This window comes from Chryseobacterium sp. 22532 (assembly GCF_052044665.1).
GTDB classification, from domain to species: Bacteria; Bacteroidota; Bacteroidia; order Flavobacteriales; family Weeksellaceae; genus Chryseobacterium; species Chryseobacterium lathyri.
In genome coordinates, this window is record NZ_JBQENJ010000001.1 from 617,214 (window position 1) to 636,972 (window position 19,759).

Consider the following 19,759-nt stretch of genomic DNA (forward strand, 5'->3'; position numbering starts at 1 on the left):
AGTATGATAAAAAGGTTTTTTATTTTGTCCAGTTTATGTATGGTTTTGGGGGTATCTGCCCAGAACTCGCACACCGTTGTAAAAGGAGACAATCCTTATAATATTGCAAAAAAATACGGGATTACTGTAGATGAACTGCTAAAGCTGAACCCAAAATTCAAAGACGGTAAGCTGGCTATAGGAGACGTGGTTATGGTAAAAGCTGAAAAGCATACTGCTCCGGCTGCCAAACCTGCAGTCGTGGAAAAAGCAAAACCAGGTCATGCAAATGCTCAGGTTGGAAAAATTATTCTTCAGCCTAAACAAACGATTTACGGAATTACAAAACAATACCGTATTTCTGAAACCGATTTAAGAAAGCTGAATCCGGAACTTGACGCCCATATGAAAATAGGGGATGAGATCACTTTACCTCTTGAAAGTATCAAAAAGTATGGCGGAGAACAGCAGGCGGTTCCTGCGGCTGTAGTTACTAAATCTACAGAAACTCATACAGAGACATCCGCGGCAGTTACAACACCTGCAGAAGGAGAAGCGTATGTGATCCAGTCAAAAGATAATTATTACAGAATTACAAAACAGTTTGGAATTAGCCAGCAGGAACTTTTTGTCTTGAATCCGGGATTGGAAGAAAAAGGCCTTAAGCCGGGCGAAACCATCAAAATAAAAAGAACAAATACGGATGCAGCTGTGGTTTCCGAACCCGTAAATCCGAAAACAAAAATAGATTCAGGAAGCGAAAAATCTACAGTAACTGTAACTGCTGTGGCAGATGATTACGTTACCTACACCGTTCAGCAGGGAGATACTGTATTCTCTATCGTTAATAAATTCGGTGTTTCAATCGATGAGCTGATTGCTCTGAATCCCGATCTTTCCAAAGGACTGAAAACCGGAATGGTCTTAAAGATCAAAAAGCAGGATCCGGCTTACGTGAAAAAGAGTGGAGATGCATTGAGCGTTGTTTTAATGCTTCCTTTCGGATACAGTACCAACGAAACCCAGTACAGAGCAATGGCGCTGGATTTCCTTACCGGAGCTAAACTGGCGATTGAAAGAAATGCAAGAGGCGGTCAGAAGCTTGATATCAAAATTGTGGATTCAGGAAACGAAGCCTCATTTAAAAATTCAATGGCGCAGATCAATCCTGATAATACAGACCTTATCATCGGCCCATTCTTTAAATCCAATGTGATTGATGTTCTTGATTTTACCAAAAATCAGAAAATACCGGTTGTAGCACCTTTTGCGAATTCTCCCGAACTCTACAATTATAATAACCTGATCATCGTTGAAACCAATGACCAGACCTATGCAGATAAAATTGTTGAAGAAGTAAAAGCGGTATATTCGGATCAGAAAATATATGTAGTGGCAGACAGCAAAAAAGAAATTGCAAACTACATTAAAGGAGGTCTTGAAAAAGCAGTTAAAAATCCAAATATAATGGTAGTGAACTCTCCCGCAGAAATTCAGTTGGATCAGAATATGATGACAGGACAATCCGCTCCGGTTATTGCAATCCTGGCCAGCGATAACGATGCTGCCGGAGAAGCTTTTGCCAATAAAACAATTGCTCTTTCCAAAGAAGTACAGGGAGTAAAAGCATTCAGCATGTACTATTCTCCCGTTTTCGAGAAGAAAGTAGATGAGCTGAGCCAGGCAAGCCTTGTATATCTGATGGACAGAAAGATTAATGCAGATGGTAGTTTCGAGAAAGAAATCTTAGCTGCTTATAAAAGTAAATACTGCAAAATACCTCCAAAATATGCCATCGTAGGCTTTGATGTCGTGAATGACATGCTGACCAGAGAAAATAAAAAAGGAGAAATCTTTAAGCAGATGAATAAAGTTCAGACCCAGCTTGCTACCAAGTTTGAATTTGTAAAATCTAAAGCAAACGGGGCCTATGTAAACACCGGTTACCGAGTGATAAGATTAGTTCCTTAACCGATTTATGCCTTTTTAAAAGGATATTTTTAACATTATCTTTATATTTGCATAATATTTAATTCAATACATGAAAGCACTTGTATTTCCTGGGCAGGGTTCTCAGTTCGTAGGAATGGGAAAAGAATTGTACGATTCTAGAAAAGACATAAAGGACTTAATGGAATCTGCCAATGAAATTTTAGGTTTCGATATTCTTTCCTTGATGTTCAATGGTACGGATGGAGATCTTAAGAAAACAGAGGTTACCCAGCCTTCAATCTTTATACATTCAGTAGCTGCTTTAAAAGCAGTGAACGGTCTTGGAGCCGAAATGGTTGCAGGACATTCTTTAGGAGAATTTTCAGCTTTAGTCGCCAATGGAGTTTTATCCTTTGATGACGGCCTGAAATTAGTATTCGAGAGAGCAAAAGCAATGCAGGAAGCCTGTGATGCCAATCCAAGCTCTATGGCTGCAATTTTAGGTCTTGAAGACGCTAAAGTTGAGGAGATCTGTGCACAGATCAGCGGTATTGTGGTACCTGCCAATTACAACTGTCCCGGACAATTGGTAATTTCAGGAGAAACGCCTGCTGTAGAAGAAGCATGCATAAAGCTTAAAGAAGCAGGAGCAAAAAGAGCTTTGTTACTTCCTGTAAATGGAGCCTTCCATTCTCCATTAATGCAACCAGCGCAAGAAAGGCTGGCAGCAGCCATTGAAAAAACAAAATTCAGAAAAGCAACTATTCCGGTTTACCAGAATATTACGACTACAGCCGTGATTAATCCTGAGGAGATCAAGCAAAACCTGATCGCTCAGCTTACAGGTCCTGTAAAATGGACGCAGTCTGTTCAGAATATGATCAAAGACGGAGCCTCTAATTTCGTAGAAGTTGGTCCTGGAAAAACCCTACAGGGATTGATCAAGAAAATTGACGCTTCTGTAGATGTTGCTTCTGCAATCTAATTAAAAAAATATGAGCGGAATATTTTCACCGGGAAAGCTTATGCTTACTTCAGAATATTTCGCGATAGACGGAGCTCTTGTCCTGGCGGTACCAACCAAGCTTGGACAAGAGTTTTTTTTTGATGAAAAAGACGACGAAAAATCCTTGATCTTTTGGGAAGCCCATCATCAAAACAAGTTATGGCTGAAGGCCGTCATTGATTATAAAAAATGGCAGATCCTCGAAACCAATCTTTCTTCAAGCGCTGAATTTATTCTGAGAACCCTTCAAAATGTTCAGCAGCTTTCTAAATCTAAATTTAAGAACGATCATACTTATTATCTGAAGACTAATCTTCAGTTCCCTGCAGACTACGGGCTGGGTAGCAGTTCTACTTTAATGAACAATCTTTCAGAGTGGGCGGATATTGATCCTTTCCATCTCAACAGCATAAGTCTGGGCGGAAGCGGCTATGATATTGCGGTTGCAAAAGAGAAATCTGCTGTTCTTTTCAGAAGTAAACCTGAAGTAAGCTATGAAAAAGCAGACTTTAATCCACCATTTAAAAATGAGCTGATTTTTATTCATCTAAATCAGAAGCAGGACAGCCGTGAAGGGATCAATTTTTACAAGTCAAAACAAAAGTCACAGATACTCGTTGAAGAATTTTCGGATATCACAAGAAAAGTTTTGTTATGCGATGAATTGGAAAAATTTTCTGAACTGATGATGATTCATGAGCAAAAAATTTCAAAATTCCTTGAAATACCCACAGTTAAGCAGAGGTTTTTTTCAGACTGTCCCGTTTTTGTCAAAAGTTTGGGAGCCTGGGGCGGAGATTTTGTAATGAGTGCCAAATTTCACGGCTATGAGGACTATTTTTGGGGAAAAGGTTTCAATACTGTTTTCGAATGGTGTGATATAATTGATTTATAATCAATAATTTACAATCCTGTTTTTTTATTTGTCATTCTGACTTATATCATTATATTTAAACCACCTTTAACAAATAATTAATATTAATTTTGTTGAGCCCAATAAAGAAATAGAAAATATAAGTAAAATGAAACACGCTAAAATCATCCAGGATTTAGAAAAATTAGGGATTAAAGGGAATTATGAAGTCGTCTATAACCCGTCTTACGAAGAGTTATATCAGGCTGAGGTAGCTCCTGAAAATCAAGGCTTTGAGAAAGCTGAACTTACGGAATCTGGTGCAATATCAGTAAAAACCGGAATTTTCACAGGTCGTTCACCTAAAGACAGATACATAGTTCAGGATGATGTTACAAGAGACACAATTTTCTGGGATGGGAAAGTAAACCTTCCTACTACAGCAGAAAATTTTGATGCTTGTAAAGGATTAGTGCTGAACCAGCTTTCTGAAGCTAAAAAAATCTATGTCGTTGATGCTTTTTGTGGTACCAATACAGATACCAGATTAAAAGTAAGATTTATTGTAGAAGTAGCGTGGCAGGCGCATTTCGTTACTAATATGTTTATCCGCCCGTCTCACTATGAGCTCGAAAACTTTGGAGAGCCGGATTTCACAGTAATCAATGGTTCCAAAACCACCAACCCGAACTGGGAAGCTCAGGGACTGAATTCTGAGAACTTCATTATGTTCAACCTTACTGAAAAACTACAGATCATCGGAGGTACTTGGTACGGAGGTGAAATGAAGAAAGGGATGTTTGCCATGATGAATTATTACCTTCCATTAAAAGGAATGGCTTCAATGCACTGTTCTGCCAATGTAGGTGAAGAAGGCGATGTAGCTCTTTTCTTCGGTCTTTCCGGGACTGGAAAAACAACTTTATCTGCAGATCCTAAGAGATTCCTGATTGGTGATGATGAGCACGGTTGGGACAATAATGGTGTATTCAACTATGAAGGAGGATGTTATGCTAAAGTTATTGACCTTTCAGAAGAAAAAGAACCGGATATTTTCAGAGCAATCAAAAGGGATGCACTTCTTGAAAACGTAGTGGTAAACAACGGAATTGCTGACTATAAAGACGGATCTATCACAGAAAATACAAGAGTATCTTACCCGATTTATCATATCAACAAAATTGTTCTTCCTTCTAAGGCAGGACATGCTAAAAAGATCGTTTATCTTTCTGCCGATGCATTTGGAGTATTGCCTCCGGTTTCTATTTTAGATGAAAACCAGGCACAATACCACTTCCTTTGCGGGTACACTTCCAAACTGGCGGGTACAGAAAGAGGAATTACTGAACCGGAACCATCTTTCTCTCCTGCGTTCGGAGAAGCTTTCCTTACCCTTCACCCAACCATGTATTCTAAAACATTGATCGGAAAAATGAAGGAGCACGGAGCTAAAGCTTACTTGGTAAATACGGGATGGAACGGAACTGGAAAGAGAATTTCCCTTAAAGATACCAGAGCAATCATTGATGCAATCATTGACGGTTCTATTGAAAATGCTCCTAAAACTCAGGTTCCGATTATGAACCTTGAAATTCCTACACAGCTTCCAAATGTTTCTGAGGGCATCCTGGATCCTAGAGAAACATACAGCAGTGCTGCAGAATGGGAAGAAAAAGCAAGAGATCTTGCGACAAGATATATCAAAAACTTTGAACAGTACTGCGATACTGAAGAAGGGAAGAAGTTAATTGCTTCAGGACCACAGCTTCAGCAGCAGACTACTTAATACAGCAAAAGCCTCATCACCCGATGAGGCTTTTTATTTTAATGATATCAGAAATGTAATGCTGAGCGCCGAAGCATCTTATCCAAAAACATTGCAATTCTGTTTATTATTTCAAGCTTAAAATCGCCAGTCTGTACCCATCCATTCCAAAGCCGGACAATACTGCATCCGTATTAGCTGCCGTAACAGATTTCTGACGGAATTCCTCTCTTTTGTAAATATTACTGATATGAACCTCTATTTTCAGTTTTCTGATGTTTTTCAGGCAATCCGAGATAGCATACGAATAATGAGTATAGGCTCCGGGATTAATTACCAAAGCATCAAAGTCATCTTCCTGTAACCTGTTGATAATCTCTCCTTCAATGTTGGACTGATAATAGCTTAATTCATGAGATGGAAATTCAGTTTTTAATTTTTCCAAATAATCCTCCATAGAAATATTTCCATAGATTTCAGGTTCTCTTGTTCCCAGTAAATTAAGGTTCGGGCCGTTTATAATTAAAACTTTCATGTTATAAATTTAAATAGTTTAGTTTGATTATAGAACTTTTTTTTGTACTAATTATCCATTTTGATTCTTTGTATTATATGTAATGATATTTGTCATGTTTAAATATTTCGTAATTCTATAACTCTTTGAAATTCTAAGTTTTGAATAAAAATTAAGTTAATTTTTGGAAATATTTCATAATAAAATTTAAAGTCTACTTGTTTTGTAGACTAATTGTTTTTAGATTTGCAAACATATTTCGATCGGCTTATAAAGAAAGATGGAGGGAACTGACCCTGTGAAATCTTAACAACCTGCCTTGAGCAAGGTGTTACATTCAGCCTATAAAGGAAAAATAAGCACTTGGTTTATCGTATTGAGCGATGCCCTTTGCTGTCTTTTCTGCAAAGGGCGATTTTTTAATATATGATAAATAAAATTGATTATGATTAGTAAGAATTTAATTAATTCTAAAGTTTGGATTCCACCTGTTGCTGTATTTTTCTTAGGAATAATGGGCGTACAGGCTCAGACCCAAACTAAAAAAGATACGGTTAACGAAAAGGAAATCGATGAAGTGGTTGTCATTGCTTATGGTAAGGCTAAAAGAACAAGTTATACCGGTTCAGTAGCTACCATATCCAGTGATAAAATCAATAACAGACCGGTTACCAATATTACAAAAGCGCTGGAGGGGCAGGTTCCGGGAATTCAGGCAGTAAGTGCCTCCGGACAGCCGGGTTCTACTGCTTCTGTGAGAATAAGAGGGGTTGGCTCCATAAGTGCTTCAAGTGATCCGTTGTATGTGGTAGACGGAATTCCTTTTGACGGAAACATCAATTCCATCAGCCCCAATGATATTGAATCCATCAGTGTTTTGAAAGATGCAACGGCAAGTTCATTATATGGTTCAAGAGGAGCTAACGGGATTATTATCATCACAACAAAATCTGGTAAGAAAGGAGAATCAAGAATCAATTTTAATATCAGTCAGGGATTTTCCAGCAGAGCGGTAAAGGATTATAAGCAGGTAAACACGGATCAATATTTTCAGCTGTATTGGGAAGCATTGAGAAACGGGTATAAGTCGGGACAGATTACTTCTCAGCAGGCAGCACAGATGGCGAGTGATAACCTGACAACTGCTTTGGGAATCAATCCTTACGGAGCCGGTTTTCCCAACCCTGTAGGGACAGACGGAAAGCTTGTTCTCGGAGCAAAAGCATTGTGGAATGATGACTGGAGAGATATTCTTCAAAGAACAGCTTCCAGAAGCCAGGTGGATTTTGATATCAGTGGAGGCAGCGAGAAAAGCAATTATTTCTTTTCATTAGGGTATCTTGATGACAAAGGAATTGCTATTGAATCTGGATTTCAAAAATTTTCCACCAGGTTAAAAATTAATTCGGAAGTAAAAAAATGGCTGAATGCAGGTGCTAATTTAAGCTATACCAACAGTATTCAGAATGCGCCGCCGTCTTCAGATTCGAGAACTGACAATATCATTAATGCGGCCAGGGTAATTCCGTCTTTCTATCCATATTATGAAAGAAATGCAGATGGAAGCTATGTGCTGGATGCTGGAGGAAATAGAATTTATGATTTCGGGAAATACAGGCCTACAAGTGCATTGCAGAACCAGAATGCAGCGGCAACATTGCCTCTGGACAAGAACGAGAATAAAGAAGACAATTTCTCAGGAAAAGGATTTTTAGATTTTACTTTCCTTCCGGAACTGAAATTTAAAACCAGCTTTTCTGTTGATTTGGTGAATTATAATGGTCATTACTATTCAAATCCTCTTATCGGAGAAGGCAGTGAGATCGGTGGTTCTGTAACGAAATCAAACAGTAGAACATTATCTTATACAACCAGTAATATTCTGACTTTCGATAAAAAATTCGGGAAGCATCACCTTAATGTTTTAGGAGGACAGGAGTTCTATAAATATGATTACCAGACGATATCCGGTTCCAGAAGCCAGTTTTCGCTTCCTTATTATTATGAGCCTGATGCAGCAGCTCTGTTGGGAAGCTTTAGTGGCAACAGCGACAAATTCTCTTTGTTGAGTTTCCTGGGAAGAGCAGAATATGATTTTAACAATACTTACTTTTTATCAGTATCCGGAAGGGCAGACGGCTCTTCAAGGTTCTTTGCAGATAACCGATGGGGGAAATTCTGGTCAGTTGGAGGTTCATGGAAAGTTTCAAATGAAAATTTCATCAAGGATTTAAATATATTCAACCAGTTGACACTGCGAGCAAGTTATGGAGGTCAGGGGAATGATAAATTAAGAAGACCTAACGGATCCTCTCTTTACTATGCTTATCAGGAATTGTATAAATTTTATAATAATCTTGGCGAGCCGGGAACTGTTCTGGAAAAAGTACAGACCAATGATGTGAAATGGGAAACCAATCTTAATTTAAACGTAGGTCTTGAATTTGCCGTTCTTAATAACAGAGTGAAGGGGAATGTAGAATATTTTAAACGTAAGAGCCAGGACCTTTTGTTTAATATGCCGGTTGCCCCATCTCTGGGAATCAGTGATTTTCCTTTTAACGTTGGAACAATACAGAACACCGGTTTTGAATTTTCACTCTTCACAACACCGGTTAAAAATGATAATTTCCAATGGAATGTGGATGTTAACCTGAGTACCCTGACCAATAAAATAACAAAGCTTCCTAAAGGATCCTTCATTACAGGAACAAAACGTCTTGAAGTAGGCGGTTCTATTTATGATTTCTTTATTCCTGAATGGATGGGAGTAGATCCATCCAACGGAAAGCCTCTCTGGAGATACATTTACCAGGATGCGAATGGAAATACAGTGGACGGAACCACTTCCGAGTATGCCAAAGCAACCAAAACGGTGCAGGGATCCGCACTGCCTAAAGTAATGGGAGGGGTTAACACAAGTATTGCTTATAAAAACTTTGATCTTTCAGGATTGCTGACATTCAGTATCGGTGGGAAAATCCTTGATACGGATTATACATCATTAATGTCTAACGGAAGCGCCGGGGGACGCGCATGGAGTGCAGAAATGCTGAACAGATGGACTCCGGAAAACCCCAATACCGATGTTCCTGCGTTAAGTACAACAACGAATAACTGGACTTCCACTTCTTCAAGATTCTTATATTCCGGAACCTATGCCAGACTTAAAAATGTGAGCCTGGGCTATACACTTCCTTCCGATTATTTTGAAAAACTGGGATTGAAGAAATTCAGGATTTATGTTCAGGCCGAAAACCTTCTCACTTTCTACAAGCATAAAGGAATGGATCCGGAACAGGCACTGGATGGAACCACCTATTACAGATATCCTGCCATGAGAACGATAACGTTCGGTCTTCAGGCGACTCTTTAACCTATTAAAATTGAAACAATGAAACAATTAAAATACATATCTTTTGCCCTGATCGCAGCATGGTCACTGACAAGCTGTGAAAACGAACTGGAAACGGCTCCTACAGATCAGGCTAACGGTGCAGAGGTTTTCAAAACGGCCGAAAGCGCAGAAACGGTAATCAATGGTGCCTGGGCAAAACTGAATGATGACGGGCCCACTTATGCCAATATCGGTTACTCAACAGTCTTGAGGACAAGTGATGCCATGGGAAGTGATGTGGCGGTTTTGACCAATAAATATGGGTTTCCGTCTGCCTATGCTTTTACGGAAATGATCAACAATACAGCTTCGAGACCACAGTTCATATGGTCGACATTATATTCAACCATAAATAATATGAATAATGTGATTACCCGTATTGACCAGACCGAAGGGAGCCAGGAGAAAAAGAACCAGGTGAAAGGGCAGGCTAAAGCATTGCGGGCCTTCTGTTATCTGAACCTAGCCAGCTTTTACCAGTTCAGCTATTTAAAAGACAAAACAACCCTTACAGCACCTATCTACACAGAGCCTTCAACCATCAGCTCAGTTCCGAAGAAGAGAGCAAGTCTGGAGGAAATTTATACCCTGATTAAAAGCGATCTTACGGAAGCAGATAATTTATTAGCCAATTATACCAGAAATAATAAAGATAAGATCAACAAAGCTGTGGTAAACGGACTTTTAGCCAGAACTTATCTGAATACCGGAGAGTGGAGTAAAGCGGTTGCGGCTGCAAAGGTTGCCAGAACAGGTTATCCGCTAATGACAGCTGAAAAATATAAGGAGGGTTTCAATGACATCAGCAATGGTGAATGGATCTGGGGACATGGACAGACTCAGGAACAGTCAGGGGCAAGCTATGCTTTCCACTATCTGGATGTATCTTCTTCGGGAAGTTATTACTACAGTTTCATGGCGGATCCGTTTTTCAAAAATTTATTTGATACCAATGATATCAGATCCCAGCTGTTTCAGTGGGATGGACTTCCAGGCAGAGAAGGTCTGCTGAGGTATTCCAAATTTAAATTTAAAACCGGTCTCATTGCAGATATTGTATTGATGAGAGCCGCAGAGATGTACCTGATTGAAGCCGAAGCAGAGGCAAGAAACGGAAATATTACCAATGCCGTTACAGTTTTAAATGAATTGAAAACAACTAGAAATGCCAATCCTTACACTGGAACTCTTGCCCAGAATGATGTAGTAAAAGAAATCCTGATTGAAAGAAGAAAAGAACTTTTCGGGGAAGGATTCTCTCTTTCAGATATTATCAGAACACAGGGAACCGTAGTAAGAAAACCGTATGTAGATGTCAGCGGCCAGCCGATAAAAGTACAGATTACCACTCCGGACGGAACGGTAAAAACGGTGAATGGTAGAGGACATTCTGTCTTTAATTTCCCTGATCAGTCTGCTTTTGCACCGAACAGTAAGTATTATCTGTTTAGTATTCCGCAGAAGGAGGTGGAGAATAATCCGAATTTGTAGTTTATTTAGATTTGATTTTTTAAAAGCCGTAATGTTCAAACATTACGGCTTTTCTATTAAACTAATTGGTATTAATAACTTGAAGGAGTTTTGGATAGTCACCATCTTGTCCAAAATTTTCTGTATTTGCATTAGTTCCGACGATATGTTTTTGATGACAATCAAAGCATATTTTTGCTATCCCAATAATTGCTTTTTGTTTTTTGAAAATCAAAATATCCCGATAAATAGGAACACATGCATATTCAATATTTTCACTTACAGTCTTTTCAATAAATATTTCATTGATTTTTTTAAAGCTTTGAGTTTTTATTACTGATTTTTTGAAACCAATTTTTTCCAGACTTTTTATAAACTCCGTATCATTTATATCCTTGGGAGTCTTGTTAATAAGTATGTCAAGTTTTAACTGATCTTTTTTTGAGCGATTCTGACTACTATCTAAAATCATAACTGCATTTTCATCAATACTAATATGATAATGATCTATCGCATCATAATCAAAGTATAGTTTTCCATGCTTTGGAATGAATTTTTGTTCAACAGGTTTATTTGATTGCTGTCTATTTATACTGCTATGTTCTTTTTTACAACCTAAAAAGAAGCTAAGAATGGCTAATAGCAGAAGCCTCAACTTTAATATTGTTTCATCTTTCCATCTAAGTTTTATCATGATTTTTATTTTTTATAAAACTCCCTGTAAAAATTCGTTTTATAGGTTTCAGAAGAAGTAATATGACTTTCAATCTTATTTTCAATTTTAGTAAAAATAGAATTACCATTATTATCGCATTCTATTTTATTGAAATTATCCTTCTCTGAATTGAATGTTAGCGTTGATTTATGTACAATTACATAATTCTCAAAATAGCAATCACTCATTTTTGACTTTGAAGAAGCATATAATTCGTAAATGGTTTCTAAATCTTCTCGTGTAAATCTTATATATAATTTTATATTTTTCTCTAAATTATTTTTAGAGTATTTCTTGTATTCATATATTCCTGTTGAGCTGTTGTAAAGACGTTCTTCCTGAGCAATTCCTGAGTCATAATCTGCCGTATGATATATAAAGTATTTATTTACTTTATTTTGAGCTGTACAAGCTTGGAAAATATTAAAGAAAATTATTATGTATATATAATTCTTCATAACTGATGAGAATAATTACTCCCAAAAATAAAGAAAATATACCGCTCTTTCAAAAAACACTGCAATGTCAAGAATATATTAAATACCCCATATAAATCTCCCGTTTTAGAAAAAAACTTTACCTTTGTCCATATGAACCTGTTAAGATGGATACTCGCATTCTATTTCATGGCATTATCACTGATGCCCTGCGAAGATGTGCACCGTCCTTCAGGGCCTTCAGAAATCAAACTATCATTCAATATTCAGGAATCCCATTCAAAAGATAAAGGAGATATCTGTTCACCAATGTGTACATGCAGTTGCTGTCAAATGACGGTATCTTCTTTCAAAATGGATCCATTGTTTGAAATTCCGAGTCATGTTCAGGCTTACTTTTCAAAGAAAATTCTTTTCCAGAAAAACAATTTTGCTTACCAGATGTACGACCATATCTGGCAACCTCCTAAAATTTAATTTTTATTGATTATTAGAAAGTTAGGCTTTCTATCTATTGAACTTTGCAATACCATTGCAGAGGTCTCCGTGATATTTTTGCAACGGCATTATCGTCGTATGCAGTTATTACCAATAAAAAATTAAATACAGATCGTGTTAGATAAAATCATAAAATTCAGTATCAAAAACAAGGTGGTAGTGGGTATCATGACCCTGCTTCTCATTATCTGGGGAGTATGGAGTGCTACAAGGCTACCCATAGATGCGGTTCCTGATATTACCAATAATCAGGTGCAGATCATCACAGTATGTCCTACACTTGCAGGACAGGAAGTGGAGCAGCTTGTTACCTTTCCCATAGAGCAGAGTATTGCCAATGTTCCGGATATTCAGGAAACCAGAAGTATTTCAAGATTCGGGCTTTCCGTGATCACTGTGGTATTCAAAGAAAATGTAGACGTTTATTTTGCCAGACAGCTGATCAATGAACAGTTGAAGCTGGCCGTAGAAGAAATCCCCAAAGGAGTGGGAACGCCGGAACTTGCCCCTGTAAGTACAGGTCTTGGGGAAGTGTATCAGTATATTCTCCATCCGAAAAAAGGCAGCGAAAAAAAATATTCTGCCAAAGAGCTTCGCACCATGCAGGACTGGATTGTCAAAAGACAGCTGAACGGAACGCCGGGCGTTGCAGAAATCAACAGCTTCGGAGGAGAATTGAAACAATATGAAGTAGGGGTAAATCCTGACCGCCTTAAAGCAATGGGCGTAAGCATTTCCGATATCTTTACAGCCCTAGAAAAAAACAATCAGAATACCGGTGGGGCTTATATAGACAAAAAACCGAATGCCTATTTCATCCGTGGAATCGGTTTTGTAACCTCATTGGAGGACATTAAAAATATTTCTGTTAAAAATGAAACAGGAAGCGTTCCGATTTTTATAAAAGATGTTGCAGATTTGCATCTTGGAAGTGCAGTACGTTACGGAGCACTGACCTACAATGGTAAAGTAGATGCGGTAGGCGGTGTTGTCATGATGTTGAAAGGAGCTAACAGTAACGATGTTGTCGGCCGCATTAAAGCTAAAATTCCGACTATTCAGAAATCACTTCCCGATGATGTGGTGATAGAACCATTCTTAGACAGAACAGATCTTGTAGGAAGAGCCATCAATACCGTAGAAAAAAATCTTATTGAAGGTGCGCTGATAGTTATTTTCGTCCTGGTGGTTTTCCTTGGCAACCTGAGAGCAGGATTGATTGTAGCGTCTGCCATTCCATTATCCCTTCTTTTTGCTTTGGGAATGATGAATGTTTTTGGAGTCAGTGCTAATTTGATGAGCCTCGGGGCCATAGATTTCGGATTGATTGTGGATGGCGCCGTAATCATTGTTGAAGCCACTTTACATCACTTAGGTGTAAGAAAATCGGTACGGAATCTTACCCAAAATGAAATGGACGAGGAAGTTTTCCTCTCCGCATCAAAGATCAGAAGCAGTGCGGCTTTTGGAGAAATTATTATCCTTATCGTTTATATCCCGATCCTTACACTGGCCGGAGTAGAAGGAAAAATGTTTACCCCGATGGCCAAAACAGTAGGATTTGCCATTTTAGGAGCGTTAATCCTTTCACTGACTTATATTCCGATGATGAGCGCCCTGTTCTTGTCCAAAAAGATTTCGCACAAAGAAACCTTTTCAGATAAGATGATGAACTTCCTGCAAAAGATCTATCAGCCGATGCTGCAGAAAGCTGTTAAAGTAAAATATATCATTGTTTCGGTCACGATTTTCATTTTCGTCATCAGCGCCTTTGTTTTCAAAAATATGGGAGGCGAATTTATCCCGCAGCTGCAGGAAGGGGATTATGCATTCCACTGTATCCTGCCGCAGGGAAGTTCACTCAGCCAGAGTATCGAAACCTCCATGCAGGCTTCAAGACTTATCAAACAGTTTGATGAGGTGAAAATGGTTGTGGGAAAAACCGGTTCTGCTGAGGTTCCTACCGATCCTATGCCTCCCGAAGCCTCCGATCTGATTGTCGTTTTAAAACCACAAAAAGAATGGAAATCAAAAAAATCATACACAGAACTTGCTGATGAGATTAGTGAAAAATTAGAAACTATTCCCGGAGTGTTCTTTGAAAAGAACCAGCCGATTCAGATGCGTTTCAATGAGCTGATGACGGGGATCAGACAGGATGTTGCCGTTAAAATTTTCGGTGAAAACCTGGATTCGCTGTCTATTTATGCAGATAAAGTAGGAAAGATCATCCAGGCCGTTGACGGTGCGACGGCTCCGCAGATTGAAAGAATAAGCGGACTTCCCCAAATCAACGTAGAATACGACAGAACGAGAATGGCCAATTATGGTTTAAATATAGAAGACGTAAACAATGCTGTAAGTACAGCCTTTGCTGGAAAAGCAGCCGGACAGGTTTTTGAAAACGAAAGGCGTTTTGATCTTGTAGTCCGTCTCGACAGCCTTCACAGAACGAATATCGATGATGTGAATAATTTAATGATCTCTACCGGGACAGGAACACAGATTCCGCTTTCCCAGGTGGCCAATGTCAGCTATAAACTGGGTCCTGCACAGATCAGCCGTGAAGAAGGAAAAAGAAGAATTGTGATCGGTTTCAATGTTAAAGACCGTGATGTACAAAGTGTGGTGAAAGATATTCAGGCGAAATTAGATAAACAGATCAAGTTACCTTCCGGATATTATTTTACCTATGGCGGACAGTTTGAAAATCTGCAGGAAGCCAGCAAGCGTCTGATGATTGCTGTTCCGGTTTCCCTGTTTCTGATTTTTATGCTGCTCTATTTTACCTTCCACTCGTTTAAGCAGGCTGCCTTAATCTTTACAGCAATTCCGATGAGTGCCATCGGAGGTATATTCGCTCTTCTTTTAAGAGATATGCCGTTCAGTATCAGCGCCGGAATCGGGTTTATTGCTCTTTTCGGAGTCGCAGTTCTTAACGGAATTGTTTTGATTGGAACTTTTAACCAGCTGGAAAAAGAGGGCGAGACGGATGTATTGAAGAGAGTATATGAAGGAACAAAAACCAGACTAAGACCCGTTCTGATGACCGCAACGGTAGCTTCCTTAGGATTCCTGCCGATGGCAATTTCTACAGGAGCAGGAGCAGAGGTACAGAAACCCTTGGCAACCGTAGTTATCGGAGGATTGGTAACCGCTACATTTCTTACCTTATTTGTCCTGCCGATGCTGTATATCATTTTTAATACAAAGATTCCGCGAAAGATGAATAGAATTAAACCCATCACAACAGTTATTGTTCTTGGATTGCTGATGTTCGGACAGACATTCAATGCGCAGACCAGACAGATTTCCGTAGATCAGGCAGTAGAAATGGCCGCCGAAAATAATCTGGTTTTAAAATCAAAGGATCTGAATATAAAATCTGCCGAAGCTTTGAAAGGAACGGTAAAAGAACTTCCCAAATTAAACTTTGAAGCTCAGTTGGGGCAGTATAACAGTCCGAAATTCGACCAGTCATTTGCCATTTCGCAGAGTATTCCTTTTCCCACGCTGTTTAAGGCGAGGAGAGAATTGATCACTGAAAATATAAAAAGCAGGCAGATCGATAAAGAAGTTTCGGCAAACGAACTTACAAAGCAGGTTCGGTCCTATTATTATCAGATCGAATACCTTCAGTACAATAAATTCAAACTGAAAGATCTTGACAGTCTTTATCAGGATTTTATCAGGATCGCGACCGTAAGATTTAAAGCAGGAGATATCAAGAAGATTGAAATTAACACGGCAGAAACTCAGAAAGGAGAAATTAGCCTGCTGCTGAAACAGAATGAAGTGTATTTAAATAATGCCTATAAAAATCTAAAGACATTACTGAATAGTTCCGAGAATTTCGAAGTTCCGTTTAAAAGTGATTACGAACCCCTGAAGACAGAAAATATTCTGGACAGTTCATCGGTAGCCAACAATCCTATGGTTAAAGCTTTTTATCATGAAATGGAAATTGCCGAAAAGAATAAAAATGTGGAAAAATCACAGGGACTTCCTGAATTCAGTCTTGGTTTGACGAGTCAGTCACTGATAGGTTTACACACCAAAAACGGACAGGAGAAATTCTATAATGCCGGAGACCGTTTCAATTCGTTTTCTGTAGGCGTTGCCATTCCATTGACGTTTGGAGCAACAAAAGCTAGAATGCAGTCTCTGGAATATGAAAAATACGCCGCTGAAACCAATGCGAAGATGCAGCAGAAGCAACTTTCGACACAGCTTGAAAATGCTTTCGGGCAGTATCAGCAGGATATACAGCAGTATGAATATTATGTAAATCAGGCCATTCCGAACGCGGAAAAAATTGTTAAAGCGGCTCAGTTAGGCTACAAAACAGGAGAAATCTCTTACGTAGAATATCTTTTTGCCCTGCAGACCGCCACCAACATTCAGTTGAAATATTTAGAATCCATTCAGCAGGTCAATCAATCTGTCGTTACCATTAATTCAATCATCAATAAATAACATGAAAATAAAGCACAATATCATATATCTGATCGTCACGACACTTTTACTTATAAGCTGCGGAAAAAAAGAAACGCCGGCAGAAACCCCCGAAGTAAAGACTGAAAAAGCTGAAGCCGGTCATGAAGAAGCACTGCAGACTATCGCTTCATTAACGGAAGCACAGATCAAATCGGTCGGAATATCTTTAGGTCCCATAGAAATGAAGGAACTTACATCCACTGTGAAAGCCAACGGACTTCTGAGAGTTCCCAATAATAATAAAGCCACCATCACCTCTCTGTACGGCGGAGTCATCAAAACCCTGAATGTACAGGTAGGAAGCATCGTAAAAAAAGGACAGGTAATCGCAACCATTGCGAACCCTGAATTTATCCGGCTACAGGAAGAATATCTGACAACGAACAGCAGAATTACCTATGCAGAACAGGAATACAGAAGACAACGCGAGCTTTTTGACAATGATGCAGGTGCCAAGAAAAACCTGCAGAGTTCAGATGCCGAGCTTAAAACCCTGAGAACGAAAAAAGCTTCCCTTCTGAGACAGCTTCAGATGATGGGAATCAGTCCGGGAAAAGTAAATAATGGGAATATGAGATCCGGATTGGTCATTACCGCACCAATCAGCGGAACCGTCAGCAGTATTTCAGCACAGATCGGAAGCTATGTAGATGTTTCATCACCTGTGGCAGAGATTATTGATAATAATTCTATCCACCTTGATTTGCAGGTCTTTGAAAAAGATCTTCCTAAAATGAGAGTAGGGCAGATTGTGCATTTCAAGTTGACCAATAATCCTGAAACAGAATATGATGCTATGGTTTACAGTGTAGGATCTTCTTTTGAAAACGAAAGCAAAACCGTTTCAGTACATGGCACAGTGACCGGAAATAAAGCGGGTCTGATCGACGGAATGAATATCACCGGAATTGTCAGTCTTGATAAAAACACAACACCTGCCGTTCCTAATGAAGCTATCGTAGAGGCAGACGGAAAATATTATGTCTTCATCCGTACAGATAAAAAGCCGGAGGAGCATGAAGAGGAAGAAGGTGGAGACGATCACAAAAATGAGAAAGGAGAACCTGTCCAACATCAAAGAACCTTGAATTTTGAAAAAGTAGAAGTGATAAAAGGGACATCAGATATGGGCTATACAGCCATTACGCCTGTGCAAGGAATTCCTGCTGATGCCAGAATTGTAGTGAAAGGTGCTTTTTTCATTAATGCTAAACTTTCCAATTCCGGGGGGCATGAGCATTAAAATAAGGAAATGCTCATCGATTTATAGAAACCGGCCTGAAGAACTACCGATTTTTATGCCTAAATTAGAGGGGTTTACGGTACGTTTTCAGAGGTCAGAATAAAAAAACATTCTAATATATTATTATTCAGTTATGCTGTTAAATAAAAAAATATCTATCTGGTATTTCATCCGTGAAATAAAAAATCAAATTCTGTATATGGGAATATTTGCCGTGTCCATAGGATTATTAGATCTTCTCCCATGGTTCCGGAAAATTTCACTTCCCCTTAATATTCCGGCCCTTTTGGGAACGGCTGTTTCATTGCTGCTGGCGTTCCGGACTTCCCAATCCTACGAAAGATGGTGGGAAGCCAGAACAGTCTGGGGTGCCATAGTGAATGACTCAAGGACGTTGATGAGGTTGATCATCCAGTTTTTTCCGGCAGGAGAAGATAAGATCATAAAAGAATTTGCAGAAAGGCAGATCATCTGGACCTATGCACTTGGTGAATCTCTGAGAAGACAGCCTTTTTCAGACAGAGTTCAGAATTATCTGGATGACCATCAGATCAAAGCGACGAATATTCCGAATGCACTTCTGGATGTACATTCCCAACGGCTCAGAAATATTGCTTTTTCGAAAGGTTTAACAGAACTTCATCAGCTAAATGCTGTCATCATGAGGCTCTGTGACAATATGGGAAGATGTGAAAGGCTGAAGAATACAGTTTTTCCAAGATCTTATAGTATTTTACTGCATACCCTAATCTATGTTTTTGCAGCCATCCTTCCGTTTGGACTGGATGATTCTCAGCTGGCTGTTGAAATATTAATAACCTTCCTTATTCCAGTCATGTTTCTTGCAATTGAGAAAACATCCATTATCATGCAGGATCCTTTCGAAAATGGACCTGTAGATATACCTGTGACCGCATTGGCACAGACCATTGAAATTAATATTAAAGAAATGATAGGAGATCAGAATATTCCTGTTAAAAAAGATAATTCTTTGTATTACGAAATGTGATCCATTAAAATAATCGTACAAATGAAAAAAGATATAGAAACCAAACTCATCGATAAAAATACCAAGCCCACCAGCATGCGGATTCTGGTGTATGATTTTTTGAGTACACAGGAAGCGGCACTCTCCCTTTCAGAAGTGGAAAATCATTTTGATCATGCGGACAGGACTACCATTTACCGTACCTTGAAAACCTTCGAAGAAAAAGGAATTGTCCATAGCATTCAGGAAAATGCCACAACAAAATATAAATTATGCGATGACGGCTGTGATGAGAAAACACACAAAGACTGGCACCTGCACTTTTACTGCAAAATATGCAAGCAGACCACCTGCAGGGAAGATATTTCCTTTCCTGAAAATGTTCAGACCAATTTCAGAATAGATGAGATAAGACTTTTTGCCAAAGGAATCTGTGAGAACTGCCTCAAAAGTTTGCAATAGTAT

The 19,759-nt window shown here is 38.9% G+C and carries 14 protein-coding genes and 1 riboswitch; of the genes, 11 read left to right on the forward strand and 3 right to left on the reverse strand.

Annotated features, from left to right (window positions below):
- The first annotated feature begins 3 nt into the window (after positions 1–3).
- The 4 genes from ACTJIV_RS02910 (at position 4) to pckA (ending at position 5,556) form a co-directional block, all read left to right on the forward strand.
- On the forward strand, positions 4–1,950 hold the full coding sequence (locus ACTJIV_RS02910; RefSeq protein WP_440625500.1) for a LysM peptidoglycan-binding domain-containing protein: 1,947 nt from the start codon (positions 4–6) through the stop codon (positions 1,948–1,950).
- Between the two features lie 70 nt (positions 1,951–2,020).
- On the forward strand, positions 2,021–2,896 hold the full coding sequence (gene fabD / locus ACTJIV_RS02915; RefSeq protein WP_111956933.1) for an ACP S-malonyltransferase: 876 nt from the start codon (positions 2,021–2,023) through the stop codon (positions 2,894–2,896).
- 10 nt (positions 2,897–2,906) lie between these two features.
- Positions 2,907–3,812, forward strand: a complete 906-nt coding sequence (locus ACTJIV_RS02920) for a GYDIA family GHMP kinase (RefSeq protein ID WP_440625502.1) — start codon at positions 2,907–2,909, stop codon at positions 3,810–3,812.
- A gap of 127 nt (positions 3,813–3,939) precedes the next feature.
- Positions 3,940–5,556 carry a phosphoenolpyruvate carboxykinase (ATP) gene (gene pckA / locus ACTJIV_RS02925; protein WP_440625504.1) on the forward strand — a complete coding sequence of 539 codons (1,617 nt, stop codon included), beginning with the start codon at positions 3,940–3,942 and terminating at the stop codon, positions 5,554–5,556.
- Between the two features lie 106 nt (positions 5,557–5,662).
- Here pckA and ACTJIV_RS02930 read toward each other — a convergent pair whose 3' ends face one another.
- Positions 5,663–6,070 carry a type II 3-dehydroquinate dehydratase gene (locus ACTJIV_RS02930; protein ID WP_336377768.1) on the reverse strand — a complete coding sequence of 136 codons (408 nt, stop codon included), beginning with the start codon at positions 6,068–6,070 and terminating at the stop codon, positions 5,663–5,665.
- Between the two features lie 244 nt (positions 6,071–6,314).
- A riboswitch (SAM riboswitch) is annotated at positions 6,315–6,411 on the forward strand.
- Positions 6,412–6,494: 83 nt separating this feature from the next.
- Between ACTJIV_RS02930 and ACTJIV_RS02935 the strand changes: the two genes are divergently transcribed.
- Complete coding sequence (locus ACTJIV_RS02935; protein WP_440625507.1) at positions 6,495–9,425, forward strand: SusC/RagA family TonB-linked outer membrane protein; 2,931 nt, start codon at positions 6,495–6,497, stop codon at positions 9,423–9,425.
- An 18-nt stretch (positions 9,426–9,443) separates the two neighbouring features.
- Positions 9,444–10,937: a RagB/SusD family nutrient uptake outer membrane protein gene (locus ACTJIV_RS02940; protein WP_440625509.1), complete on the forward strand. Its 1,494-nt coding sequence runs from the start codon at positions 9,444–9,446 to the stop codon at positions 10,935–10,937.
- Between the two features lie 61 nt (positions 10,938–10,998).
- On the opposite strand, the gene ACTJIV_RS02945 is transcribed toward ACTJIV_RS02940, so the two are convergent.
- Entirely contained in the window at positions 10,999–11,610 is a 612-nt protein-coding gene (locus tag ACTJIV_RS02945; RefSeq protein ID WP_440625511.1) for a hypothetical protein, read from the reverse strand.
- 5 nt (positions 11,611–11,615) lie between these two features.
- Positions 11,616–12,089, reverse strand: a complete 474-nt coding sequence (locus tag ACTJIV_RS02950; RefSeq protein WP_440625513.1) for a hypothetical protein — start codon at positions 12,087–12,089, stop codon at positions 11,616–11,618.
- A 132-nt stretch (positions 12,090–12,221) separates the two neighbouring features.
- Between ACTJIV_RS02950 and ACTJIV_RS02955 the strand changes: the two genes are divergently transcribed.
- The 5 genes from ACTJIV_RS02955 (at position 12,222) to ACTJIV_RS02975 (ending at position 19,756) form a co-directional block, all read left to right on the forward strand.
- Positions 12,222–12,545, forward strand: coding sequence for a DUF6660 family protein (locus tag ACTJIV_RS02955; RefSeq protein ID WP_223558197.1), 324 nt, complete (start codon positions 12,222–12,224; stop codon positions 12,543–12,545).
- Between the two features lie 135 nt (positions 12,546–12,680).
- Positions 12,681–17,042 carry a CusA/CzcA family heavy metal efflux RND transporter gene (locus ACTJIV_RS02960; RefSeq protein ID WP_440625516.1) on the forward strand — a complete coding sequence of 1,454 codons (4,362 nt, stop codon included), beginning with the start codon at positions 12,681–12,683 and terminating at the stop codon, positions 17,040–17,042.
- A 1-nt stretch (position 17,043) separates the two neighbouring features.
- The gene (locus ACTJIV_RS02965) at positions 17,044–18,306 is read left to right on the forward strand and encodes an efflux RND transporter periplasmic adaptor subunit (RefSeq protein WP_440625518.1); all 1,263 of its coding nucleotides are present in this window, start codon (positions 17,044–17,046) and stop codon (positions 18,304–18,306) included.
- Positions 18,307–18,439: 133 nt separating this feature from the next.
- Positions 18,440–19,315 carry a bestrophin family protein gene (locus tag ACTJIV_RS02970; RefSeq protein WP_440625520.1) on the forward strand — a complete coding sequence of 292 codons (876 nt, stop codon included), beginning with the start codon at positions 18,440–18,442 and terminating at the stop codon, positions 19,313–19,315.
- Positions 19,316–19,336: 21 nt separating this feature from the next.
- Positions 19,337–19,756 (forward strand): Fur family transcriptional regulator, encoded by a 420-nt coding sequence (locus ACTJIV_RS02975; protein WP_440625522.1) that lies wholly within the window; start codon positions 19,337–19,339, stop codon positions 19,754–19,756.
- Positions 19,757–19,759 lie beyond the last annotated feature (3 nt).